20 protein-coding genes are annotated in these 25,273 nt (G+C 57.9%); 5 read left to right on the plus strand and 15 right to left on the minus strand.

Going from position 1 to position 25,273, the window contains the following annotated elements; all coding sequences use genetic code 11:
• Positions 1-13: 13 nt before the first annotated feature.
• Positions 14-847: a formyltetrahydrofolate deformylase gene (gene purU, locus MUN82_RS04495; RefSeq protein ID WP_245095317.1), complete on the minus strand. Its 834-nt coding sequence runs from the start codon at positions 845-847 to the stop codon at positions 14-16.
• 267 nt (positions 848-1,114) lie between these two features.
• Between purU and MUN82_RS04500 the strand changes: the two genes are divergently transcribed.
• Complete coding sequence (locus MUN82_RS04500) at positions 1,115-2,125, plus strand: SDR family oxidoreductase (protein WP_245095318.1); 1,011 nt, start codon at positions 1,115-1,117, stop codon at positions 2,123-2,125.
• Positions 2,126-2,444: 319 nt separating this feature from the next.
• Positions 2,445-4,031, plus strand: coding sequence for a sensor histidine kinase (locus MUN82_RS04505; protein ID WP_245095319.1), 1,587 nt, complete (start codon positions 2,445-2,447; stop codon positions 4,029-4,031).
• A gap of 78 nt (positions 4,032-4,109) precedes the next feature.
• Here MUN82_RS04505 and MUN82_RS04510 read toward each other — a convergent pair whose 3' ends face one another.
• The 11 genes from MUN82_RS04510 to MUN82_RS04560 all read right to left on the minus strand — a co-directional run bounded on the left by MUN82_RS04510 (position 4,110) and on the right by MUN82_RS04560 (position 17,370).
• Positions 4,110-4,646, minus strand: a complete 537-nt coding sequence (locus MUN82_RS04510) for a pyridoxamine 5'-phosphate oxidase family protein (RefSeq protein WP_245095320.1) — start codon at positions 4,644-4,646, stop codon at positions 4,110-4,112.
• A 125-nt stretch (positions 4,647-4,771) separates the two neighbouring features.
• Positions 4,772-5,557 (minus strand): hypothetical protein, encoded by a 786-nt coding sequence (locus tag MUN82_RS04515; RefSeq protein ID WP_245095321.1) that lies wholly within the window; start codon positions 5,555-5,557, stop codon positions 4,772-4,774.
• A gap of 6 nt (positions 5,558-5,563) precedes the next feature.
• Positions 5,564-6,364 carry an SMODS domain-containing nucleotidyltransferase gene (locus MUN82_RS04520; protein WP_245095322.1) on the minus strand — a complete coding sequence of 267 codons (801 nt, stop codon included), beginning with the start codon at positions 6,362-6,364 and terminating at the stop codon, positions 5,564-5,566.
• Between the two features lie 96 nt (positions 6,365-6,460).
• Entirely contained in the window at positions 6,461-11,509 is a 5,049-nt protein-coding gene (locus MUN82_RS04525; RefSeq protein ID WP_245095323.1) for a DNA repair ATPase, read from the minus strand.
• A 161-nt stretch (positions 11,510-11,670) separates the two neighbouring features.
• Positions 11,671-12,033 carry an endonuclease domain-containing protein gene (locus MUN82_RS04530; RefSeq protein ID WP_245095324.1) on the minus strand — a complete coding sequence of 121 codons (363 nt, stop codon included), beginning with the start codon at positions 12,031-12,033 and terminating at the stop codon, positions 11,671-11,673.
• A gap of 172 nt (positions 12,034-12,205) precedes the next feature.
• Positions 12,206-14,380, minus strand: coding sequence for a flotillin family protein (locus tag MUN82_RS04535; RefSeq protein WP_245095325.1), 2,175 nt, complete (start codon positions 14,378-14,380; stop codon positions 12,206-12,208).
• Between the two features lie 129 nt (positions 14,381-14,509).
• On the minus strand, positions 14,510-14,917 hold the full coding sequence (locus MUN82_RS04540) for a PH domain-containing protein (protein WP_245095326.1): 408 nt from the start codon (positions 14,915-14,917) through the stop codon (positions 14,510-14,512).
• A gap of 162 nt (positions 14,918-15,079) precedes the next feature.
• A complete protein-coding gene (locus MUN82_RS04545; protein ID WP_245095327.1) occupies positions 15,080-15,745 on the minus strand; it encodes an OB-fold-containig protein in 666 nt (221 codons plus the stop codon).
• An 81-nt stretch (positions 15,746-15,826) separates the two neighbouring features.
• Entirely contained in the window at positions 15,827-16,048 is a 222-nt protein-coding gene (locus tag MUN82_RS04550; RefSeq protein ID WP_245095328.1) for a hypothetical protein, read from the minus strand.
• A gap of 58 nt (positions 16,049-16,106) precedes the next feature.
• Complete coding sequence (locus tag MUN82_RS04555) at positions 16,107-16,814, minus strand: PspA/IM30 family protein (protein WP_245095329.1); 708 nt, start codon at positions 16,812-16,814, stop codon at positions 16,107-16,109.
• 157 nt (positions 16,815-16,971) lie between these two features.
• Complete coding sequence (locus MUN82_RS04560) at positions 16,972-17,370, minus strand: YbjN domain-containing protein (RefSeq protein ID WP_245095330.1); 399 nt, start codon at positions 17,368-17,370, stop codon at positions 16,972-16,974.
• Between the two features lie 209 nt (positions 17,371-17,579).
• Here MUN82_RS04560 and MUN82_RS04565 point away from each other — a divergent pair, with 209 nt between their 5' ends.
• On the plus strand, positions 17,580-18,356 hold the full coding sequence (locus tag MUN82_RS04565) for an XRE family transcriptional regulator (RefSeq protein ID WP_245095331.1): 777 nt from the start codon (positions 17,580-17,582) through the stop codon (positions 18,354-18,356).
• A gap of 100 nt (positions 18,357-18,456) precedes the next feature.
• On the opposite strand, the gene MUN82_RS04570 is transcribed toward MUN82_RS04565, so the two are convergent.
• The 3 genes from MUN82_RS04570 to MUN82_RS04580 all read right to left on the minus strand — a co-directional run bounded on the left by MUN82_RS04570 (position 18,457) and on the right by MUN82_RS04580 (position 21,253).
• The gene (locus tag MUN82_RS04570) at positions 18,457-19,245 is read right to left on the minus strand and encodes a MeeY/MeeF family manganese export membrane protein (protein ID WP_245095332.1); all 789 of its coding nucleotides are present in this window, start codon (positions 19,243-19,245) and stop codon (positions 18,457-18,459) included.
• 48 nt (positions 19,246-19,293) lie between these two features.
• A complete protein-coding gene (locus MUN82_RS04575; RefSeq protein WP_245095333.1) occupies positions 19,294-20,229 on the minus strand; it encodes a J domain-containing protein in 936 nt (311 codons plus the stop codon).
• A gap of 121 nt (positions 20,230-20,350) precedes the next feature.
• On the minus strand, positions 20,351-21,253 hold the full coding sequence (locus MUN82_RS04580) for a histone deacetylase family protein (protein ID WP_245095334.1): 903 nt from the start codon (positions 21,251-21,253) through the stop codon (positions 20,351-20,353).
• Between the two features lie 987 nt (positions 21,254-22,240).
• Here MUN82_RS04580 and MUN82_RS04585 point away from each other — a divergent pair.
• Both MUN82_RS04585 and MUN82_RS04590 read left to right on the plus strand, forming a co-directional pair.
• Positions 22,241-23,557 carry a PcfJ domain-containing protein gene (locus MUN82_RS04585; protein ID WP_245095335.1) on the plus strand — a complete coding sequence of 439 codons (1,317 nt, stop codon included), beginning with the start codon at positions 22,241-22,243 and terminating at the stop codon, positions 23,555-23,557.
• A 78-nt stretch (positions 23,558-23,635) separates the two neighbouring features.
• Positions 23,636-25,213, plus strand: a complete 1,578-nt coding sequence (locus tag MUN82_RS04590) for a TROVE domain-containing protein (protein WP_245095336.1) — start codon at positions 23,636-23,638, stop codon at positions 25,211-25,213.
• The last annotated feature ends 60 nt before the right edge of the window (positions 25,214-25,273 follow it).

Here is a 25,273-nt window from a genome sequence, read left to right on the forward strand (position 1 = left end):
CGGGTAGGGCAGCTTAATCGAAGATGATGGTTTTGTTGCGGTGCACGAATACGTGCTCGTTGAAGACCAGGTGCAGGGAGCGGGCCAGCACAATTTTCTCCACGTCGCGGCCGGCCTGGGCCATGTCCTGGGCGCTGCGGGTGTGGTCGACGGGGATGACGCTCTGGGCAATGATAGGCCCCTGGTCGAGCTGCTCGTTGACGAAATGCGCCGTGGCTCCAATGATTTTCACGCCCCGCTCGTAGGCCTGCGCGTAGGGGCTGGCCCCCACGAAAGCGGGCAGAAACGAGTGGTGAATATTGATCAGGCGGTTGGGGTAGGCCGCCACAAAATCCGACGATAGAATCCGCATGTATTTAGCCAACACCACAAAATCAGGCTGGTAGGTGGCCAGGGTGGCCAGCACTTCCGCTTCGTGGGCCTCGCGGGTGCGGTCGGTGTGGGGTAGGTAGTGAAAAGGAATGCCAAACTGCCGCGTGAAAGGACCCAGCACCTCGTGGTTGCTAACCACGGCCAGAATCTCAGCGTTCAGCTCCCCAAAGGCGTGGCGCACCAGCAACTCGCCCAGGCAATGGTACTCACGGGTAGCCAGCAGCACAATGCGCTTCGGCCGATTATCGGACAAGCGCAATACCGCCGCGGGTGGCAGCACGGCGCGCAACTCCCGTTGCAACGTCTCGGCCTCGAAAGTGCCAGCCACCTCCGTCCGCATAAAAAAGTGGTTGTCGTGGCGCTCCACAAACTCGCCGTTGCGCACGATGTTGAGGCCATGCTGAAACAGCACACCGGTAATCTTATGCACCAGGCCCGGCGCATCCGGGCAATGAATCAGTAGGGTAGTGGCCATGGCAGGGGTAGGGTAGCGCCGCAAGAATACATAAACCGGCTAAGAAATATGAGATAGTGAGTGGTATGTAAAGGATACAGATGTCATCCTGAGTGCAGCGAAGGACCTTCTCACGCATGAACGACAAGCGTATCAACGACTCGTTCATGCGTGAGAAGGTCCTTCGCTCCGCTCAGGATGACAGACGCTTTTGCTATTCACCACTTCACAAACTCACAACTTCACCACTCACCTAACCCAAACCTGCTGCCTGCCGTTTGAAGAGCTATGAACGAAGAAAACAAACTCAGCCGTCGGCAGATAATCAGCGGATTAGGCGCCAGTCTGGCCGTGGCCGCCGTGGCACCGGTGCTATCGGCCGAAGGAGCCACCGCTTCTGCCAGTGCTGCTTCCATACCGCTTAAAGATCCTACCTCTGCCTACCCCAAGCCTCCTTTTAAGGTGCAGGAGCAACCCTGGCCGGCACTGGCCAGCAAGATGGAGCCGCGCCCCGACCACGGCGAAACCAGCTACAAAGGCTCGGGCCGCCTGAAGGGCCGCAAAGCCCTTATCACGGGTGGCGACTCCGGTATGGGCCGCGCCGCCGCTATTGCCTACGCCCGCGAAGGTGCCGATGTGGCCATCAACTACCTACCCGCCGAGGAGCCCGACGCCAAGGAGGTAGTAGCCCTCATCAAAGCGGCCGGGCAGAAAGCCGTGGCCATTCCTGGCGACCTGCGCGACGAGGCCTTTTGCAAGAAGCTGGTAGACGACGCCGTGCGTCAGCTTGGCGGGCTGGATATCCTGGTCAGCAACGCGGCCCGGCAGCAAAGCAACGAGTCGATTGCGGACATCACCACCGAGCAGTTCGACTGGACCATCAAAACCAACATCTACGCGCCGTTTTGGCTGATGAAGGCGGCCCTACCTCACCTCAAGCCGGGGTCGGCCATCATTGCCACTACCTCGGTACAGGCTACCGACCCCTCGGCCAACCTCTTCGACTATGCGCTGACCAAAGCCGCCGACACCAGCATGGTTCGCTCGCTGGCCAAGCAGCTCGGCCCGAAGGGTATTCGGGTGAATGGGGTAGCCCCCGGCCCCGTCTGGACGCCATTACAGGCGGCTAAAGGCGGCAGCACCCCGGAAAAGCAGCGGAACTTCGGTGGCGATACACCGCTGGGCCGGCCCGGCCAGCCCGCCGAGCTGGCCGGCATCTACGTGCTGCTCGCCGACCCGCTGGCCACCTACGCCAACGGTCAGATTTATGGCTCGGCCGGCGGCGGTGGCCTGCCGTAGCGGTACCTGCGCCCATTGTCACTACAGAACGCCCCGGCACTTGCCGGGGCGTTTTCGTGTGTGCCGCGTCGCCGCAAACCTACGGTACCTTACAAACAAGGCGAATAGCCAAATGCCGGCTGCTGCCGCGCCGGCTACAAGGTTTGCTGCGGTATGCTCAGTGAAATACGCAGGGTTGATGAAAGCCGCGGAACCGTACATCAGCGGGAAACAGATGATTTGTCAGTCGTCGTTTCCGGCTCCGGACGTGGCCGTGCACGTAGCTTCTTTTTGGTGAGCTACGTTAACATTATTTTATCTATCTGTCTCATTCGGTTATATGCACTATACAATGGCGCTGGCTCAGCATCTGCAAGCATTAGAAACAGTACCTGATTCCTACTTGATTGTGTCGCCGGAGCTGATGATTCTTACGGTCAGCAACGCCTACCTGGCTAATACCCGCACGCAACGGGAGCAGTTGGTAGGCCAGTACATCTTCGATGCCTTTCCCGATAATCCGGCCACGCCCGAAGCTAATGCCGTGCGCAACCTGCGTGCTTCCCTGGAGCAGGTACTGGCCACGGGGCGGCCGCACCAGATAGCATTGCAGCACTACGATGTGCCCGATCGGGGAAAGCCGGGCTACTTTCTGGAGCGCCACTGGGAAGTGGTGAATACACCTGTTTTCGATTCCGAAGACCACCTGTGCTACATTATTCACAGTATTGTGAACGTGACTGAAACAGTGCGCGCGCGGGAGGCGGTGCAACAAAGTAAGCAACGAGAACAGGCTGCCTTGGCCGAGGCCGAGCAGGAGCGGCAACGCCTGAGCCACCTTGTAATGCAAGCCCCGGCGGCCATCTGCCTGCATTATGGGCCTGAGCTGGTGTATGAGTTTGTGAATACCAGCTACCAGCAGTTGTTCTCGGGCCGCGAGCTGATAGGCAAGCCCCTCATAGAAGCCGTACCCGAGTTGCGCGATACGTTTATCTGGGAGCAGCTGCAGGAGGTGTATCGGACCGGGCAAAGCTGCCAAGCGCACGATGTGCTGGTGCCTTTGGTGCGCGCGCCGCACACCGAACCCGAGGACTCGTACTTTACCTACACGTTTCAGGCCCGCTACAATAAGAACCAGCAGATAGATGCCGTGTATGTGTTTGCCATTGAGGTAACCGAGTTGGTGCACGACCGGCGGCAAATACAAGCCCTCAACCACGAGCTCGACCAAGCCAACCAGCAGCTCACCCGCGTAAATGCCGACCTCGACAGCTTTGTGTATATGGCCGCCCACGACCTGAAGGGGCCCATCAACAACCTGGAAGGGTTGGTGCAGCTTCTGCGCGACACGCTGCCTGGCCAGAAGCCCACGGAAGTCGGTATGGTGCTGAACATGATGCAGGAGTCGGTGGCGCGCTTCCAACGGACGCTGGTGCAGCTGGGCGACGTGCTGCAACTGCACCAGGCCCACGACCCTGCCGCCCCGCCCACCCAGCTGGCGGCCGTAGTCGAGGACCTGCGCCAGGATCTGCTACCCGCACTTCAGCAAACCGGCGGCACGCTGGAAGTGGATGCCGACGCCTGCCCTCTGGTAGCTATGCCCGCCAAAAGCCTGCGCTCTTTGCTCTACAACCTGCTCAGCAACGCCATCAAGTACCGCCACCCCGACCGGCCGCCCCAGGTGCAGCTAAATTGCCGCACCCACGGCGGATTCTGGCACCTCACCGTGCAAGACAATGGCTTGGGCCTCGATACTACCCAGCAGGCTTCCCTGTTTGTCTTATTTCGCCGTTTCCATAGCCACGTAGAGGGCTCCGGGCTGGGGCTCTACACCGTCAAAAAGATAGTGGAAAACCTGGGTGGCCGGGTGGAGGTGCAAAGTGAGCTGGGGGTAGGCTCTACGTTTTCGGTGTATATCCCCAGCTAGGTGACTACCCGGCCCCGCCGGCGCGACGTATGCTCGCCGAACCCGCCGCACCAAGGCCGGGCATTTGGCTGCCCCACTTTAGATACCCGTGGGCTTGCCGTCGATGCTGTGGGTGTTGCGGTTGTGCCAGTACTGCGCTACCTGCTCGGGGCCGCGCTGTTCCATGTAGTCGTTCAGCTCATCGCGCTCCGCCCGATAATCGAAGAAGGGCACGGCCATGCCGCAGGAGGTTTGCACCAGATCCACGCCAACCACCACTATCTGCCGGGAGCCGGGCAGGGGCGGGAACAGCGGCAGCAGCTCGGCCCACTCCGCGTCGCGGGGGTGGTACACGGTGGCGGTGCCGTAGAGGCGCAGGATGTTGGGCTTGCCCTCGAAGGCGCACCACATCAGGGTAATGCGGTTTACCTCCAGCAGGTGGGCAGCGGTTTCGTTGCTGCTGCCGGTCAGGTTCAGCCAGGCCACGCGGTTGGCATCGAGCACGCGCAGAGTGTCCTGGCCCTTGGGCGAGATATTGACTCGCCCATCCGCGGCAGCCGTGCCCACGAAGAAGATGTGCTGCTGCTCGATAAACGCCTGGGTATCGGCACTGATGGAAGTATACTGCTTGCCCATGCGGAATAGGGGTTGGCTGGGTAGCAAGGTAGGACTTCCTCTGTACCAACGACAACGCCGCCCAGATTTTTCCAGGCGGCGCGGGTGTGGCTTGCTGCTCGCGCAGTAGGGGGTTACAACTAATATCAACTTATTCCCAAACGTTTCTTCTGCTCCTTCCACAGATCATCCAGTCGCTCCCTGTTTTTACCAAAGAATTCCATATCGAGCGGAATGCTAGCCCAAGCTACAATTGTTTCATAGCGAAGTACATGCATTACCATCTGGGCTACCTTTTTCTCATTCAGTGAATCTGGAATTGTATCCTGAAAAAGTGTGCGCCAACTCAGATTGATATTGCGGACTTCCGCTGTGAAATACCAAAGCTTGATTAATTCAAGTGCAAAGCTGGCTGCGATAATAGATTCAGCAATGACGCGGACAGTATGCTTGTCACCAATTGCGGCAGATAGACAATATGCGGCTACAATAAAGCCGTTCTTAATGCCAACCTTGGGGAGCATCTGGTCTAAATTGTGCTGAGAAGTAAAGCTGTTTTCAAAATTATTTAATGCCATGCGATACAAACCTGCTTGAGCCTCAGTATTTGTATAATATCCTTCGGAATTTGCTTCGGAAAACGTAGTGCCGAACGAGTTATCAACAAAATCAAATCGTCGCTTCGTTTCTGCTTGAACATACAATAAGTGGCCGCGATATTCAGCAACCAGATAAGCTATAACTAGCAATGCATTGCAGGCGCCTAAGGTTCGTGCAGTATCATCGGTAACTAACTTGTTGCGCTCAATAATACTTAGAGTCAGTGCTACTGCTGTAATGAAGTATGCAAGGTATTTCGATACTGTAAAATGCTTGTTAGCCTGGGCGTAACTCCCGTCAAAAGGAACGATTCTTCGTACTGCGTTATTCATGTTGATTTATTTTCTGGGTGGTAAGATGTAGTATAACCACAGTAAAGCCTTCGGCATATCATTATTATATAGATACGCCTCTACATATCCCTTATATTTTTTTAGAGTTGCTATTTTTTCCTTCGCCCACTGCGGTTTGCCGTAATCTGATAATTGATTGATAGCATAGAAAAAACCTGTTTGATAGTTGTCGCCTGAAAAGTTTATATTAATGATTGCTTTTTCTAGTTCGTATGAGGAATAAGGCTTACCAGCTCGTGTGTTCCATGCCTTTAATAATCTTATAATTGGCTTCACAATTGAGCCATAATGTGTATTGACCCGCGTTAAATCGGCTGTTAAGGCTGACGGGTCTGTACTTTGCCATTCGTTGCGACTGTCCGGAATATATAAAGTAGACGTGGACCAATAACTTACTTCGTAAGCTGGTACCAAGTCAAATTTGATGTGGCCTAGCTCAACCACCACCGTCGGGAAGTCCCTGTACACCGATGAACGCGAAAAGTGCTTATCAGCAAAAGCAAGTAGCCATGTGCGGTACGTATCCGGCGTTTTAGCAAGCGTTGCATGGTTAAACTTTACCATAATATCCACGTCTGAGCCGCTGTCGTAGGCACGTGGCAAGATGGTGTCACGCTTATAAGAACCAAAGTCTGAGACGGAAATAAGCTTTGTCCCAAACTCGTTGCGCAACTTACCGCTAATATTAGTCAGCGAAGTTTTAATGCTGTTGTCCTCTTGGCTGTCGTAGCTGATGTAATACTCGTAAGCCAGCTCACGTAATAAACCGTTGATAGAAAGGGCCATGTTTAGTGTAAAAAAAGTTGTGAAATGACGAACTGAACCGCTACCAGTTAGTCAACTATCTATATTTCCTCCTAATCTGAGGGGGAGTAGCCTTAGCTACTCTCGCTTCAACACCTCTCGAATCCCGCTCAACCCACCGGCAATGCTTTCGAGCTTGTCGAGCATCTGTAGGAGTTGGCCGGCGCCGGAGTTGCGGAGGTTGTCGCGGAAGGTGGCTTTGATTTCCTGCCAGCGGGCTTCTTCGGCGGGGGTGAGCCAGCCGAGCAGCTCGCGCAGCTTGAGCAGGTTGGCTTCGGTGGCGCTGGTCAGGGTTTGGGCTTCGCTTTCGTAATGGGCGGCCAGCAGGTCCGTTATTTCCTGGTCGTTCATCACGGGGCGCACTTTCTCGGCCAACTTGTTCATGTTGCGGTAGGAGCCCTGCAGCTTGAACGGCGGCTCGGTACGGTAGGCGTCGGCCTGGGCGGCGCTGGCAATGTAGGCCGCATTCACGCGGGCCACTACGTCGCGCAGGCGCAACAGCTTCTGGAGCACCGCCACGTACTCGTTTAGCTCCTCGGGCGAGTGGTTGCCCTCCAGGCTCAGGCCGTCCTGCTGCCCGGTTTCGGCCAGGCGAATGAGGGCGGGCACGTCCTGGGGGCTTTGGGTGGCGAGGCGGCCCAGGGCGGCGTTGCTGGTGAGGGCGTTTTCGAGGTAGGAGAGGCGGAAGGCTTCCTCGGAGCCGGTGCTCAGGATGTCGCCGAGGTTGTAGATGTCGGCGCGGTTGGCCAGCATGTCGGGCAATTGAAACACGTCGCCGCTTTCGGTGTAGGGGTTGCCGGCCATCACCACCGCCACCTTGCGGCCGCGGAAGTCGTAGGTGCGGGCGCGGCCCTCGTACACGCCCTCAATCTTGCGCTGGGCGTCGCAGAGCGAGATAAACTTTTGCAGAAACTCGGGGTTGCAGTGCTGGATGTCGTCCACGTAAATCATCACGTTGTCGCCCATCTCGAAGGCTAGGTTCAGCTTCTCCAGCTCCTGCCGCGCCCCGGCGTTGGGGGCCTGGGCGGGGTCTACGCTGGTTACGGCGTGCCCGATGGCCGGCCCGTTGATTTTCATGAAGATGAGGCCTAGCCGGTTGGCCACGTACTCCATGAGCGTGGTTTTGCCGTAGCCGGGCGGCGAGATGAGCAGGAGCAGGCCCATGAGGTCGGTGCGCTTGCCCTCGCCCGCCGTCCCGATCTGCTTGGCCAGGTTGGCCCCAATTAGCGGCAGATATACTTTATCAATCAGCTGATTGCGCACAAACGAGGTGAGCACCCTCGGGCGGAAATCTTCCAGGCGCATGTCCTGGGCGGCCCGCACCAGCAGCTGCTTTTTCAGCTCCTGAAACTGCTCGAACTGCGGCACCAGCACCCGCTCATAGTGCAGCAGCCGGCGGCGGAAGTCGGGGAAGTTGAGGGGGTAGGTACGGTCGTCGGAGAGGCGCGGGTGAGTGCCCTGGAAGCCGGCGAGGACTTCGCGGGTAGGCGTGTGGACAACGCGGGCGGGGTCATAGGTGTTGGTGAGCAGGAGGACGGCGCACTCGAGCGCCTCACCCCCCAGCCCCCTCTCCGAAAAAGGAGAGGAGGAGCCGGCCGATTCTGTCTCTAACTCTGCGTTGATTTCAGGGTCGGCTACGGCTCCCCCTCTCCTTTTTCGGAGAGGGGGCTGGGGGGTGAGGCGCTTCGGCTGCACCGCCTGCACCCACTGCCGCACCAACTGAACCTGCGCCACCGGCTGATCCTGGAGCTGGTCGATGGACCGCTGGAACAGCTCCGTGGCCTGGCGCTCCTGTAGCTGCTTCTGAAACTGCTGGTACAGCTCGGCGGCTTCCTGGGAGATGATGAAGTGGTTGTTGGTTTTCGGTTCTTGGTTTTTGGTTAGTTCTGACGTTGGAGAAGTACCACTTACCTGAGTCAGCGAAGCGAACAGGTAGTCACCGGCTTCGACTACTTGGTCAGGCGTAAATAGGCCGGTTTGCTGGGCGAAGGTTCCCACGGCGGCTTGCAGCTCAGCCTTCAGCGCGTCGAATTCCTGCGAATCGGGGAAGACTTGCAGCAGCACCCCGATGCCCTGAAGCTGCCGTTCCCAGTGGGCGCGCTGGTCGGGGTCAGCGAAGCGCAGCCAGTAGAGGGCCGCGGCGGCGCGGGTGTCGGCGGGGTAGCGGAGCAGGTCGGCGGTGCGGGTGAGGCGCACCAGGGCCGTGAGCAGCAGAGCGGCGTCGTGGTCGTGCACACCTTTGAGGTAGCCTTCCTGGTAGCGCGCGGCCATAAATTGCTGCACGTAGGCCAATAGCTCGGCGGCGCTGAGGTGGCCTAGCTCGGGTACGGACAGCACGGCGGGGCGGCCCGCTTCCGCATCGGCGGGCGTGGGGTGCTGGGCAGCCTGCAGGATGCGCCAGGCCAGAAACTCGGCCCGGTACACGTCCTGGTTTTCCGACACCACGGTTTGCTCCCACACTGGCCTAGCCGCCAGCAGGGTAGGGTCGTTGATTTTCTGGAAGAAGTTGGTGCCCGTGAGGTGGTAGTGCAGGTCGCCGTCGCGCAGCACCACGGTCAGCTCCAGGGGCTGGGTGTTCACGGTGAAGGCATGAGGACCGAACTTGAGGGTCTGGCCGCCGTCGGCAAACAGGTCGGCCCGGTCTCGGAGCTGACGCACAGCGTCTTCGCGCAGGGTTTTGAGGCGGCTCAGCACATCGTCGGCCTTCACCGAGTCGCCGAGGTTGAGTAGCTCCTGAGCGGTCTGGCGCACCTTTTCCACCATCACGTCGGCGGCAAAGCACCCGTTGATATCCGCCACCGATTCCAGGCGGGTGAGGCGGCTCTGCACCGCTTTCAGCAGCCGCTCGGCGCTTTGCAGTAGGGCTGTGGCGCGCTGGTTGCGGGCCGCCACCAGGGCCGTTTTCTTGGATTCGAAAGCTTCCACCACCTGCTCGCGGCGGCTAGTGAGTTGCTCGATAAACTGGTCGAAGTCGGGGAAGCGGCCTTCCAGCTCCTCCAGCTGCACCATGAGCTTGGTCAGGTACTCGTCGCACTTGGCGGGCGTGTCGGCCAGGTCGAGGTAGTTGGTCAGGGCCTGCTCCAGCAGCTTGAGCTGGGCGGTAAACTCGGCCTGGGCCTCGGTGCCAGCCAGGGCCTGCCGCCGCCGTTTAAGGGCCGCCCGAATCTGGTTGAAGCGGGCGTACACCGTCGAGATATTGTCGATGATGGCCGTGGTCTGAGTCGGGTCGGGGATGGGCAGGTTGCTCACTACCTCAATCAGCAGCTCCAACTCCTGGGCTACGGCGGTGGCTTCCTGCTCGCGCTGGTCGGCCTCCACGGTTTTCTGCACCTGCTCCACGCCGTCGGCAATGGCCTGCACGCGCTGGGCGTAGGGCGTGAGGGCATCGGGTTTCAGCAGGAAATCCACGGTTTGGGTGGCTACTTCCTTGCTCAACTCCTCTAGGCCAGTGGCATGTTGCTCCACGGCCGGCAGCTCTACGTAGCGCAGCTCCTTCAGGGAAATCACCTCGCCCCGCACCCCGCGCAGCTCGCCCAGCAACTGCACGAACTCCGTCACGGTATCGGGCGCCGAGCGGCGGATGCGGCTGATTAGCTCGTCGGCCTTCTGGAAAACGGTTTGGGTTTGCTGGGCAGTGTTCTTGCGGATGCTCTGTACCTTCTCAAACTCCTCCACGGCGGCCGTGGCCGTCTGCCGGATTTCACCCAGCGGCTCGGCCAGGGCTTGGGCGGCGGGTTCGCGCAGCCAGTGGTAAGCGTCGGTGAGGCTGGTAGTCTGGCGGATCAGATCGAGGTAGAGGCCGGCGTAGGAATCGTCCTTGCCCGTCAGAGTCAGCACTTCCTGTACCTCGCTCATGGCCCGCACAATCTCCTTGTTGCCCAGCTTGTAGAGGTAGGAATCGGAGGTGACGGGTAGCTCGAAGTCGGGAGCGGTGTAGGGCGTCTGCCAGATCTGCACGGCGTGGTGCTTCTTGGGCTCGTCGTCGGCCCGGAAGAAGCATAGCTCCCCGTTCTCAAACAGGGCGTAGCCGTGGCACACAATGGGGTTGTCGACGCGCTGAGCAATGCGGTTGTAGCTCAGCAGCAGGTAAGTGCCCTGGTCCTTGTTGTAGAACACGTACAGGAAATCCTCCCCGTTCGGCGACACCACCCGCTTCTCAAACAGCATCTCCCGCAGCCCGTTGTCGAGCAGCTTGTTGTCGCCGGTTTGCAGGTAGAAACCGTGCGGGAAAATCAGGCCCTGCCCGTCGGGCAGCAGCACGCAGGCATCGGCCAGGGCATCGAGGCGCTGGGCGGTTTTTAGCTTGAAGTTGAAGATGAAGTAGCGGTACTGCTGCTCCTGGTAGGGCCGGATCTTGAGCAGAATCAGGTTGCCCACCACGGCAAAGTAGATTTCCGAGTCGTCGAGGGTCTGGTCCTTATCATCTACCGGCTCACTCAAAATGCCCTGACCGGTGCTGGTATTGTCCTCTACTTTAATGGTCAGGTCGCCGCCAATCGTCTCCACGAACACCTTGTCTTCGATGCTGATGTGGGGGTGCTTGCCGCCGCGCTGCATGTCGCGGGTGGCGCGCTTCCACTGGAACTCGTGCTGGGGCGGGAAGGTGTACTCGTGGTCGGAGCGGTTGTCGAGGTAGGTGAGCGTGTCGCCTTGCATCAGCCACTTGAACGTCTTCACATCCGAGGTGCTGCGGCCCACCCGAAACACCATGAACAGGTGCGCCCCAATCACCGCAAACTTCACGAACTGGGTGTTCTTGTAGTAGCGGTACAGGTTGCGGAACTCCTCCAGAAACTGCGGATTCTGTAGCAGCTCCAGCCCCAGCGGCCGGAAGTCGTGCTCGGTGTAGTCGTACACCCCAAATACGTCGGCCAAATCCGGCTCCGCCTTCAGCCCCAGCGTCACATTGTACCCGAAGATGAAGCGCTGCCCCACCGGCACCATGTCCCAGGGCACGCAGTTGTTTTCGGTGGTAATGCGACCGGTGCCTAGCAGGCGAGTATCCACGGCCCCAAACACCTGCTTGCGTTCCGCATTGAGTGTATCCAGCCGCTGGCGCAGGTCGGTGCTGCTTTTGAGCAGGCGGTTGCGTAGAATTTCGTAGGTGCCGGTTTCGAGTTGTTCCATAGGGGGTAGTAGCCTAGCTCTAATCGCCTCACCCCAACCCCTCTCCGAAAAAGGAGAGGGGCTCTAGTTATGGCTTGTAGAGGTAGAATTAAGACTAGAAACTAGTTCCCCTCCTCAGATGAGGAGGGGTTAGGGGTGGTTGATGATGGTAGAACGGTAATCTAAAAAGCAGCCTCAATAGCTGCCAATACACTTTCGATATGTTGCACGACTAGCTTATTCTCAAACCGCAGCACTTTCAGGCCTAAGCTGCCTAAATAAGAATCTCGCTCCTGGTCCTGTGCCTCACCGCTTGCGGTAAAATGCCCTGCGCCATCTAGCTCTACCACCAGCTTTTCAGCCGGGCAGTAGAAGTCCACGATGTACGGCCCGATGTCGTGCTGGCGGCGGAATTTGCGGCCATCTAGCTGGCTGCGCTGAAGAGCTTTCCAAAGTAGGGCTTCGGCAGGCGTGAGGTTGCTGCGTAGGATGCGACGGGTAGCTTTCTGATAGCCTAGGTTATGGATATGGTTAGTATCGGGCATAGCTATAGAATTCTAGAGGCTAGTTCCCCTCCTTAGATAAGGAGGGGCTAGGGGTGGTTGACCAATCGTTGAACGACAAACTAATTCTAATTCCTAGCTCTAGTTTTTCAACCGCCCCCAACCCCTCCTCATCTGAGGAGGGGAGCTAGTTTCTAGCAGGGGTAGTCACTCTTTACCTCAGCTCCAGCATCTTCGCCGGCTTATCCCCAATACCCAGCGCGGTAGCGGTGCCGGCCAGTTGGGTGATGGTGGCGCGGGTGGCGTCGTCGCCGGCTTGGTTCATCATCTTGAGCAGCAAGGCCGAGACGCTGAGGTTCTTCATATCCTCACTGCTCAGGCCGAACTTATCGACGAAGCGGCGGAGGTTGGTTTTGAAGTCACCGCCGCCGTTGCCGTCGAGGGAGAAGAAGGCGTCTTTCACGGTGCCCAGTACCTCGCTGTTGTGCACGGCGCGGTCTACCATCTTGCCCTTCGTGATAGAGCCGATAATCTGGTCGAAGAACATCGTTTCACCACCCACAATGTCGATTTTGGCGGCTTTGAGGGCCTCGCCAATCACATCGGCTTGCGAAGCGGCAATGTCTTTCTGAATGCTGATTTGGGCCAGCTCCACCGACTTTTCTTTGTCGAGGCGCAGCTTGAACTCCTCGTGGTCTTTGCCTACCCCGTCGAGCTTCTTCATGGCGTCGGCCTTGGCTTCGATGCCCTTGGCTTCCACCGCAAATTTCTGCTCCGATACGGCGGCTTCGGCTAGGCCGCGCTTCTGCTCGGCATCTGCTTTGGCCTGGATGATGTCGGCGTCAGCGAGGCCTTTCTCGCGGTTCACCTTAGCGGCTACTACCCCCAGTTTCTCGTCGGCATCGGCCTGGGCTGCGGCTTTGGCCTGAATGGCCTGCGCTTCGGCTGTGGCCGTAAGCTGGAGCACAGTGGCTTCGGTTTCGCCTTCTTTCTGGCGGGCGGTGGCTTTGGCTTGCATCACCTGGGCTTCGGCCAGGCCTACGGCGGCGGCTTTGCTGGCTTCGGCTTCGGCCAGCGTGCGGATGGCCTGGGCCTTGAACTCAGCGGCGGCTTTTTCGGCCTCAGCGTCAATCAGAGCCTGCTTAGCGCGGAACTCGGCAGCCTGGCGCTCCATATCGGCAGTGCCTACGAGGGTTACCGTAGCGGCTTCGGCTTGCTGCTGGGCAGCCGTCACGGCTACCAACTTCTCCCGGTCGGCCTGCGCTTGAGCGCGGGTGTCCTTGATGCGCTCCTCTTCCTGCACGGTGGCTTTTTCCACTACCACCCGCTCCCGGATAATGGTCTGGATGTTTTTCTTTTCTTCTTCCAGCGCCTTTTCTTTTTCAATCTGCGCCAGGGCTACAATCCGCTCGCGCTCGTTGGCTTCCAGGGCTTTGGCTTGGGCTACGCGCTCGGTTTCCACGGCGTCGGTGCGCTGCTTGTTGCGCTCGGCCACCAGCACCTGCCGGTCGCGGTTTTGCTCGGCAATGCGCACTTCTTCTTCGGTGGCAATGCGGGCGCGCTCCGACTTCAGGCGCTCTTCCTGCTGCACTTTCTCGGTTTCGGCTAGCTCACGGGCCTTGATGTTGGCAATTTCGCGCTTCTGCTTCTCGGTGTTTTCAGCCAGTTGCTTTTCCAGTTGCAGAATGGTTTCCTGCGCCTCCACGTCCTGCTTCTTGATGGTTTTCTGCTGCTCGCGCTGAATCTGGTTGGCCTGAATCTTCTGCTCCGAAGTCAGAGCAATGATTTTCTTGATGCCCTCGGCGTCCAGAATATTATCTTGGTTCAAGGAGTGCAAAGGCGTCTGCTCCAGGTAGTCAATGGCGCAGTCGTCGAGTACGTAGCCGTTCAGGTCGGTGCCGATGATGCGCAGGATTTCCTGCTTGAACTGCTCGCGGGAGTTATACAATTCGATGAAATCGAAGTGCTTGCCTACGGTCTTGAGGGCTTCCGAAAACTTCGCGTCGAAGAGGTTTTCTAATGCGGCCGGGTCGGAGGCGCGGCGGGCGCCTATGCTCTGGGCTACCTGCACTACGTCTTCGTGCGTTTTGTTGACGCGCACGTAGAAGTTTACCTTTAAATCAGCCCGTAGATTGTCCTTACATACCAACCCCTCGGGGCCGGCGCGTTGGATAATAATGGTTTTCAGCGTGATGTCCATCACCTCCAGCTTGTGCAACACAGGCACGATGAAGATGCCGGAGAAAGATACTTTCGTATCGCCGAGGCCAGTGCGCACAAGGGCTTCGCCCTGCACGGCCTTTTGGTACATTTTGACGAGTAGGGCGAGCAAACCCAGCAGCAGAAAGCCGAGGATGAGCAGTACCGCCCAGGATAATTGAGCAACCATCGTTGTAAGGAGTAAGGGTAGAGAAATAGGAGTAGAGAGAAAAATGATGCAACAGAATTGTCGGGAAGCGGCCAGGCAAAACGTGTGCTATGCTGGTGCTGCAAGCGGTTTTGTTTTCAGCGGACGTGCTTACCCTACCTGTATCTGCGGGTTCAACTGACGTAGTGCCTCTACAAACCCCGCCTTATCGCGGGGGGAGAGTAAGATTTCGTCGTAGCGGTTGTAGTGAATAGCCAGTCGGTCGAGCGAAAGCGCTGCTGAACTAATGGGGTTGTGGGTAGGCTCCACACGGGTAATGCTGGCTACTGGCATCTGCACCCGCCATGGTCCACATCGCACCAGCAAGTGGGTAGGGGTTAGCGTGTAATACGTAGTGCGCATCAGGTAGAGAAAAAACGCGACAACCGACAGATTCACGAGGGTAGCTACGAAGTGGCCTGTAGTTTTCTGCCAGTACCCAAAAGGTAGTACTAGCAACAACAATAGTATCGGCCCAAACAACCACCAGCTGATTTTGGAAGGAAAGACTTGATTCATGGCAGTTAGAAGAAATCGGTTAAAAACTCGAAAAGCAGAACCAACGCGTGCCCTACGAGGCGCAAGCCTTTCCATAGCAGCGTTCCTACATCTAGGAGTAACTCCAGGGTGGCAGCCCAGTCCTGCGCCCGTCTGTTGCGCGACATTGCGGTAGATTGCTTACTACCTTTCGTACGGCTCAATTAAGTAGCAGCGCTGCTGGGCATCGAAGTCGATAACCAGGGCTGAGTCGCCTTTGCGCAGCTCGGTGGCCGAGGCGGCGCGCACATTCAGCATGAGCGGAGCGCCGCTGGCTATGCGCACCGCAGCCTGGCCCATTTGCTCACGGGTGGCGGGTAGCACCACCGTGCATATCTTGCCTACTGGCGAGGCGCCGGCGTCGTGGTCTTTCTCTAGTGCCGCGAAGAGTTTCACAAACGGAGTAGTCAGTACCTTCGCCAGCAAAAGGCTGCCTACGAGCAATGGAGCCAGAAAAACTATACCTACTAACCAAGAACTATTGTGAGTATAGTAATTAAGCAGCACGCTGCCGGCCCACAGAGGTAGGGCCACAAAGCTCAGAAACACCATCAGGGGCACGCGGCCCAGGTTGAAAAAAGCCAGGGCATTGTTTAGCCAGTCGGTGCCTACCTCGCCGTGGTGCAGGTGTGGCCCCGCGTGCGTATCGAGGTCAACACCCGCGTCAGCATCGGCGGCTACATCCACGTCCAGCGCATCGAGGTGCACCAGCCCTACCATGACCGTGAGCCAGTAAAGCAGCACGAACACCAGCAGCCCGGTAGGGACCAAGTTGGGCGGCGAAACGGCGGCTTGTAGGAGCTCAGTCATGATATAAGAAGGATAAAAATGGATATATGTATCTCAGGTTGCTGCCAACGTAGCTGGGCAAAGGCAGCACAACTGCCGCAATTATTGTGGCTTTCGCAACTCCGCCAGCTGCTCCTCCAACTCTGTATTGCGCTGGGCCAGGCGGCCGGCATAATGAGCGTATACTCTGGTCGTCAGAATGCTACAGAATAGTATCACAATCATGCCCCAGCCGGGGTCGAGCAGGTGGAACAGGCGCAACCCAACTACCGCAAGAACGATCAGCGAGGCAGCGTAGTAGAGAAGCTTTTCGGCGGTAGTCATGAAAAGGGGATGGTTGAGTTGCTAGCTGTTGGGGTAGACTATGTTGAGCCTTTTTTTGCTACTCCGCAAGGCCCAACTTCGCTTTCAGTGCCTGCACGTCGGTGGCGGCCTGGCTGGCGCTGCTGCCGGCCAGAGCTTTGTCAATCTCGCCGTCGATGCTTTTGCTTTCGTTGGCGATTTGCCCGTACGATTCTGCCAGGGCTTCTTCTGCGGCCACCTTCTCCTTCATGCGTTCGAGTAGCGCCACCGTGCCCGACGAGTCAAGCTGAGCGAGTTGCTTGTTGATGGTCTTGGTAGCGGTGCTTACCGTCTGGCGAGCCTTCAGCGTCTTCAGCTCGTTTTCCCACTGCGAAATGGTCTGCTTGAGCTGCTGCACGTTCTCACTCAGCTGGGCCGCCGATTTTTCGAACTGCTCCTGATCTTGTCCGGAGCGGGTGCTGTGGGCTTCGTTTTCTGCTTTTTTGAGCAGGGCTTCACCTGCCAGTCGGTCGGCTTCTGCTTGGTCTAGGTCGCCTTTGTGGGCGCGTTGCAACAGCAGCACGGCCTTGTTTTCGTAGTCGAGGGCTTTCGAGCGGAAGTTTTCGCCCTCGTTGCGCGCCCGGATGGCCATAGCTTTCACCTCGGCCAGCGCTTGCAGGCTTTTGTCGAGGTCCTGACGTAGGTCGCGCAGGCCCTGCTCAGTCATGTTAATAGGGTTTTCGAGCTGGTCGACGGCGGCATGGGCTTCAGATTGCCCAATTTTGAAGAGGCGGGATAGAATGTTCATGTTGTTAATTTTTAATAGGTTGACTATTTAATGACTGATTTTATTCTCTGTCATCCTGAGCAACGCGAAGGACCTTCTCACGTGGGAACGAGGCGTTGGTACGTCTGTCGTGCAGACGTGAGAAGGTCCTTCGCGCTGCTCAGGATGGCAGAGGTTCTTAGCCCTTTGCGAAGCTGATCAGCTCCTCCGAATACTCGCTCAGCAGCAGGCCTAGTGAGTTGAGCACTGCCTCTAACTCCTGCCGGTCGAGGGTTTCGATTTGCAGGGTATCGCGAAAAATCACCTTGCGGCCCGATTCATCCAGGGCAAAGGCACCGTGAATGATGTCGCGGTTTTTCTGGAGCAACTGCTGGTACACCTCGCACGAGGGCGCGGGCAGTTCCAGCAGGTATTGTTCCAGCAACAGCAGCGGATCGGCGCAGCCAATCACCAAATTGCGGATACCCATCTCCGGCTTATCAACCACCAGAATGCCGTCGGTTTCCTCGGCCCGACGGATGTCGAAACCTAGCTCCAGCAGGTAGCTTTTAATGATAGGGAAGTAGCAGTTTTTCATAGATAAAGAAGGGAAAGCAACCGGTTCGGATGGCAACTTAACCAGATAGCGCTACCACCGGAAACCGGAACATGTTGCAGATGGTAGCCCAAGCTCAAAAAAATAGCAGTCGTAAGAATCCTTCTGGTTGGATTGTAGTAGCTTTACGATACAATACTACTAAAAGTTGGAGATAAGCTCAAAGTTTGAGCATAAATATTTTTTCGCGCATGACGTACATCGGAAAGAACATACGCAAGATTAGAACCGTTAAAAAGCTGAGTCAGGCGGCTTTTGCTGATTTGTTCGGATTGGCGCGGCCTAGCGTAGGGGCATATGAGGAGGGACGCTCAGAGCCGAAAATGGAAACTCTAATTCAGATTGCTCAGTATTTTGGCTTATCGGTAGACTTGCTACTAACGAAAGAACTGACCGTAAATGAGCTCTATAATTTCGATATATTTCAGGAGGCACAGAAGGATGCCGCACCCAAAGAAGGGGCTTCTGAGGCCGACCGTCAGGCATTGCTGACGCCGCTAGTGCCTGCTCGGCGCGTGCTGGAATATATCGTGAACTACCACAATAAAAGCTTTATTGATGGGTTGCAGATGCTGACATTTCCGCACACGCTGGGGTCCGTGACGCGGGCGTTTGAAATCAGCGGGGCTGATATGCAGCCTACCCTACACCACCAGGATGTGGTGCTGTGCTGCCGTGTAGATAAGGCCGCGCCGGTGCTGTACGCGGGGCGGCTTTATGCCTTGGTGACGCAGGGCCGCTTGCTGGTGCGCCGCCTAGCTGAGCGCCTCCCCGACGACGTGCTCAAACTACGAGCCGACAACCGCGACTACCCCACCCAGGATTTTGCCCTCAGCCAGGCCCTGGAAATCTGGGAAATAAAAGCGCAGTTCACCACGCATTTGCACGCGCCTACCCTGCTAGAAGACCGGGTGCAGGTCTTGGAACGCCAGGTAGAAGAATTGCTAGCCCGCATCGGAGCCGCATAACGTTTTTCGCACAGAGTCAGGAGATTGAAAAAGGGAGTAGAAAGAGTGTCGTCGGACCGCTCTTTCTACTCCCTTTTTCAATCCCTGATTCTATACTAAGCTACTCCGCGTTGTGCGCTCGTCCCTGGTGGTGGGGGAAGCCAAACAGCCAGGATGTGAGAATGGGCACCAGAAAAATAGCCACAGTCAGGACGGTGAGGCCTACCTCGGCGGCGGTGCTGGCCAGAAACTCGCTCACGGGGTGTTGGGGTAGGAAATGCTCAAACAATGAGAGCAGCAGCTTCAGGCCCAGAATGACGATGACAAGAAAAGCAGCCGTTTCGAGGAACGGATATTTGCCCATAAGCACCACAAACGACTGCGCCACCAGCCGCATGGCCAGAATGCCAATGAACACGCCCGCACAGATCAGAACCAAGTTATTGGTGAAGGCTACAACGGCGAATACGTTGTCGATGGAAAAAGCCAGGTCCATCAACTCAATGAGGGCTACCGTGGCCCAGAAACCGCCCAATAGGCGCTTGGTATTGCGGTAAAACCAGCTTTTTTCCTTTTCTATAGTTTCTGCCTCATCTGCTTCTCCAGTGGATTTCGGGCGGAAATGGTCGTAGGCGAGGTACAGCAGGTAGAGGCCACCGATGGGCTTCAGAAACCAGAACTGAATCAGGAGAGAGGCAAAAACAATGCACAGCGCCCGGAATACGTAGGCGCCGAAAATGCCGTAACGCAGGGCCTTCGCGCGCTGCGGGCGGGGCAGGTCGTTGACCATGGTAGCCAGCACGGCGGCGTTATCGATGGAGAGTAAGCTCTCGATAATCACCAAGTTGCCTACAATGGCCAGGGAGGGTAGGGGGTGCGCGAGGATGTCTTGCAGGTGCGGGAGAAACATAAGGCAGAAGCAGTGCGAAACGCCAAGGTAAGGAAGCTGGCGGAATGGTTAGAGGGTAGCGTGCGCGGCGGCCAGCTCGCGTAACAACGCCCGCAGGTCGGTGGGTGTGTGTAGTTGCCGGGCCACCTGGGCCAGAGACTCAGCCTCGGTGCGTAGCTGGCGCTTGAGCTGGCGCAGGCCAGCTTCCTGCTTTTTGGGGGTGCTCCCCAAGAAACTCCACGGACCAAACTTCACCTCGTTGAGCTGCTGACGCAGGTCGTGAAGCTGGCGGCGCAGGGCCTCGGTGTAGCGAATGAGCAGGGAATCGTCGGTGGGTTCGGCTTCGTCTTCGGCCAGCAGTTGCAGCAGCGTATAGAGGTCGTTGGCCTCGTAAGCCTGTGTGATGCGCTGCATACGGGTGGTTTTTTCGGCGGCGCGGGCGGGGTCGCGCTCCAGGTCGGGGTGGTTGGCGCGGGCCAAGCGGCGGTACACGGTTTTGGTATTTACCAGCAGGCTTTGCTGGTCCTGCTCGGCTTGCAGGGCCTCGGCGGCGGCAGCGCGTTCGGCTTTGGTCTGCCGGCGGCGGGGGCGCTCGGGCTCGTGCTCGGCCGCTAGGTCGGGGGCGGCTACGGGCTCGGCTTGCCGCGGAGGCGCATATTTCAACAGAATATCCAGAGTCTCTACCCCAAAGCGCTCCTGCAAATCCTGGGCATTGGCCACCAACAGCTCCATAATCTGGCGCTCTTCGTCCCGGCTGAATGCATTCCACAGCAGGGCGTCCTCCAGGGGGGCAAACAACGCTTGGCGGGCCGTCACCACGGCGTCGGCCAGGGGGCCTACCTGCTGCCAGTAACGTCGCCGGGCCTCGGTCTGCGTCGTTTCGGCTTGGCGAAGCTGCTCGCGCAGATTTTCTACCTCCACCAGCGCCCGCTGGAAGGCCTGCTGGGTGAACATATTGGCCGTGAACGGGCCACTGGAAGGCGTAAAAGAAAGCGGAGCCGACATGCGCGGGTACTAAAACAACGAATTCTATGAGACTACCCTATAAAGCCGCAACCGGGCCAGATGGTTCGGGGAAATACGGAGTAGGCGGGTCTTTGAATGAGGTAAACAAGTTTTGCATCGACTACCCCCACAGCGTGTATGCTACCCGAAAGGTGTTGCAATGCGCATCTACGATGTCGGCGAGGCGCTCGGAGTAGCCGCCGCCCATGCTCACGGCCACAGGCAGGCCGCGCTGTTGGCACAAGCCCAGCACCAGTTCGTCGCGGCGCTGGCAGCCGGTTTTGGTGAGGGCCAGCTTGCCCAGCTTGTCGGTCGCTAGTATATCCACGCCGGCCTGGTAGAACACGAAGTCTGGCTGCACTTCGTCGAGCAAGCGGGGTAGGGTCTGGCCCAGCAGGTCGAGGTAGGCGGCATCGGTGGTGCCCAGGGGTAGCGGCAGGTCCAGATCCGACTGCTCCTTGCGCAGGGGGTAGTTGGCCCCGGCGTGCATGGAAAAGGTGAACACGCGCGGCTCGTGTCGGAAAATGCTGGCTGTGCCGTCGCCCTGATGCACGTCCAGATCCACGATGAGCACCTGCCGGGCCAGTTGGTGGTGCAGCAGGTAGGCGGCGGCAATGGCCTGGTCGTTGAGCACGCAGAAACCCTCGCCCCGGTCGGCAAACGCGTGGTGGGTGCCGCCGGCTAGGTTCAGGGCTACTCCCTCGCGCAGCGCATGCCGCGCCGATTGCAGCGTGCCCGCCGAGCTGCTGAGGGAGCGAAGCACCAACTGCGGCGTTTGGGGCAGGCCCAGCTGCCGCACCTCTGCAGGGGAAAGCTGCTGGTCGCGCACCTTGCCCCAGTATTCTGGCGTGTGCACTCGCAGCACGTCTTCCTCGGCGCACAGGCCTGGGTCGTAAAAATCTTCGGGCGGCGCAATGCCCTGCCACAGCAGCTGCTCCCGAATGAGGGCGTACTTGGCAATGGGAAAGCGGTGGGTAGGGGGTAGAGAAAGCGTGTAGCGGTCGGAAGTAGCAAGGCAGGGCATGGCTCACTACAGACGTAGCGCCGTGCCTCGGTGTTTCGTTGGAGTGACTATTGCTTCCTCGCAGACGACAAGACATACTATAGTGCGTCCCGTCGTCTGCGTTATTCAGGGTTTGTCGTTTAATGACGAGACGCGAGGATGCGGCTTTACTTTATACATAAATGCGCGATAAATAGAAATAGGTGCGACTTAATAAGTCTTTCTTTTAGCGAAATACATAATTGCGTAAAAGCGTAATTTTATTGAAAATTAATAGCCGTGGACTACTGAGTAAAAAATATTTTATGAATTTTATATTCAACTATTGACTTATAAAATAACCTTCTTACCTTTGAGACGTTCAAAGCACAAATTACTAACGATTCCAACGACTTCACTCGTCATGCAGCGCCATTTTAATCAATACCCCATGCCATTAAGCTCGCTGGATAGCAAGATCCAGCCGGGGTTCGGCGCGCATTCCACAACGTGAGGTTTCTCTAATAGAAGCTCACCGTGCGAAACGCCCGAATCCCACCAGATTCGGGCGTTTTGTTTTATCTCTACCTTCTAGTTTACTCTTAAATACTTCATTAGTATGCTACTGCTTCAACTCATTCAGCCCAGTTTGGCGTCCCGTTTTCCGGTAGCTGTTGGCGCGTCGGTAGCAACTCGTTGAAACCGATTGATAGGTGCCCGCGAAAACGCGGGTAATTACACAGGTTAATACTCCGGGTAGTTTATTCCTACGGGTAATACTTAATAGAAATTTCCTTGCTAACGAACAGCTAAAAAATAGCTGATAGGAAAATTATTGCCTGAATTTTATTCATAAAACTGTAACGGTAATTATTTAAATAAAAATTGCCGAATGATTTTGTACACCCTTTTTACGCAAATTATTATGTACGACGCTTTCCGACTTCTGCTTTATCCGGTGGCCTCTAAGCCTACCCCATCAACTGATTCTTTATTCGGTAATCGTCCCCGCGAGGACACCCCCGACCGATGGCTAACCGCTACAAACCCTTATCCCACGAAGCCTGGCAAGCTGAACAAGCAGTAATTATTCTAGCGGCCTCACGACGCCTTGACTGGCGCCGCTGGCCAGCCGCCCGGCAGGTAGGGTACCTATGCTCCTTCACTGGGTCGTTGCCCGTGGTGGAGGCTCATCTAGGTACTGGCTCAGTACTGGCAGAGTTCTACCGCAACTGTCTGCACAACCGCTCCTACTCGGAGCAGCAGCGGTGCCGGAAAGTGCTCTTGGCCCTAGCCTATAAGCGCAGTGAACTGCTGTGGCGCCCCGAGCTAAGTGCCGCGCTGGCCGCGCTGGTTCAAGTTTATCCCCAGCGATGCCGCGAACTGGCCGACTGGCAACCCCGCAGCCGCAACCCGTTTCGGCAGCTGGAAAGCTTGGTGCGGCATTTATTCGATCAATACGGCGACCTACCCACCTGGGTGCTGAACGCCTGGACAGCCAATCGGCTGCACGACGGTATCAACATCGCCGACCTCACAACGCATTTGGGGCGGGGTGGTGCCCTCCGGACGTTTCACAAGCTGCCGGTGCCTCTCACCCGGAAGCTCGAACACCACCTGCGGCAAGCTCCCGCTGGCTACACCTTTCTGGAGGCGTTGCTTTACGCTCAGCTAGCTGCCCGCAACCAACTGGCGTGGCTAGGACCGGTGCTCGACTCACGCCTCGGGCGCAGGTTGAGCCGCGACGATGAGTTCTACCTACGGGTAGTCGACTTTTTTGCGGCGGCGCCGATGGTTGACCCCAACCAGTTTGGGCCAGTGTGCGACTGGATTCACCAGAAGCGCCGGGTAGGCATCGGCGACGAGCCCGCCCAACCTGGCTTCTCGCTGAAAGGTAGGTCGATGGCGGGAGTGCTGGCCCACACAGCCAAGTGGCATCGCCAACTGGTTCGGGCACGCAACAACCCCGATTCCCGTCACCCTCAGGAGACGTTTGCATCCACCTGGGAACTGCTGCCCGTGCCCAACTTCACGGGTGGCGACAAAGGGCAGGTGCGCATCACGCAGTTGGGCAGCTACTGGGAGTTGGTGGAAGAAGGAGGGGCCCTGCACCACTGCGTGTCGTCCTACCTGAACTCCTGCCAGCGCGGACGGTGCGGTATCTTCTCGCTCACCCTCAATGGCGTGCGTACGCTTACCCTGGAGGTGCTGGCCAACCGCACCATCATACAAGCCCGCGGCAAATATAACCGCCGCCTCACCGACACTGAGTATGTGTGGGTAACCCGCTGGGCCGCCGAAGCCCGCCTGCTGGTACCAAAGCATCTGTTTGCTGCCGCTGGGTAATACCGTGTATCACAGCGAGCCTAGCAAGGCATCTCGCGTGCCGAATACGGACTTCTCACCCTGATTTGCTATCCTATTATGCGCTTCAATACGCACACTCAACATCACTCGGCGCCTACTGCCGTGAACCACGAAGGCGCTCCTGCTTACCAACTCACACCACAGCTGGAGCTGTACGCTGCCGTGGCTACGGCAGCCCTCAGCAACCAGTTCTACGAATCGGCCGGCACACGTTTGCAGCGGTTGCGCCAGCTGATTGCGCAGAACGACCCACAGTTTGTGGCGCAGTTGGCGGTGTATGCCCGCGAGCAGTTGCACCTGCGCTCGGTGCCGCTGGTGCTGGCCGTAGAGCTGGCCCAGGTGCACCGCGGCGACGGTCTTGTGAGCCGCTTGGTAGCCCGCGTGGTGCAACGCGCCGATGAAATCACGGAGGTGCTGGCGTACTACGCCGCTGCCAACCAGCGCCAGGGCGCCAAAACGCTGAACCGCCTTTCCAAGCAGCTACAAAAAGGCCTGGCGTTGAGCTTCAATCGTTTCGATAGCTACCAGCTGGCCAAGTACGACCGCGCCGGTCAGGTACGCCTCCGCGATGCCCTGTTCCTGGTGCACCCCACCGCTAAGAGCCCCGAGCAGCAAGCTCTGTTCGACCAACTGGTACGCGGTGAGCTGCCTACTCCCTACACCTGGGAAACCGAGCTATCGGCGCTGGGGCAGCAAGCGTTTGCTATGGATGCGGAACGGCAAGCGGCCTTCCGGCAGAAGTGGGAGGAGCTGATTGGCAGCGGCAAGCTGGGCTACATGGCCTTATTGCGCAACCTGCGCAACATCCTGGAGACCAACGTGTCGGGCGAGGCGGTAGAGCAAGTGTGCGCTACACTGGCCGACCGCACAGCGGTGGCACGCAGCAAGCAATTACCCTTCCGGTTCTTGGCCGCCTACCGAGAGGTGGTGGGCCTGGATGCGGGTTTGCTCCGGCGCGCGGCAGCAGCCATCGGCATTGGTAGCAGCAACGGCCACGTGCCCGCGGTGCTGGCAGCGCTGAAAACGGCCATCAGCCACTCGGCTCAAAACCTGCGCGGTTTCGATGCCAATACACGAGTAGTCGTGGCCTGCGACGTGTCGGGCTCCATGCAGCAGCCTGTGTCGGCGCGCAGCAAAGTACTGCTCTACGACGTGGGGCTGGTGCTTGGCATGTTGCTACAAAGCCGCTGTCAGCACGTGGTAGCGGGGATGTTCGGCGACCAGTGGAAGCGCGTGACCCTACCTAAAGGGCAGGTGCTGCGCAACGTGCAGGAGCTCTATCGTCGCGAAGGTGAGGTAGGCTACAGCACCAACGGTCACTTGGTGGTGCAAGACCTGCGCCAGCGCCGGGAGGTAGTCGAGAAGGTGATGATCTTCACCGACTGCCAGCTCTGGGACAGCCGGGGCACCGGCAACACGCTGGCCCAGGCGTGGCGCGAATACCGCCGCACGGTGGCCCCCCACGCCCGCCTCTACCTCTTCGACCTGGCCGGCCACGGCACAACGCCGGTAGAGGTGCACGAGCAGGACGGCGCAGCGCTCATCGCCGGCTGGTCCGACAAGGTGTTTGACGTGCTGGCGGCGCTGGAAAACGGCGGCTCCGCACTGACTGAAATTGAGAAAATTGATTTGTAATCCTAAAAAACGCGGCCCAGGGAGCGGCAGATAGATAAAGCGGCTGCCGCTCCCATTGAG

Source organism: Hymenobacter aerilatus (genome assembly GCF_022921095.1).
Classification (GTDB): Bacteria; Bacteroidota; Bacteroidia; order Cytophagales; family Hymenobacteraceae; genus Hymenobacter; species Hymenobacter aerilatus.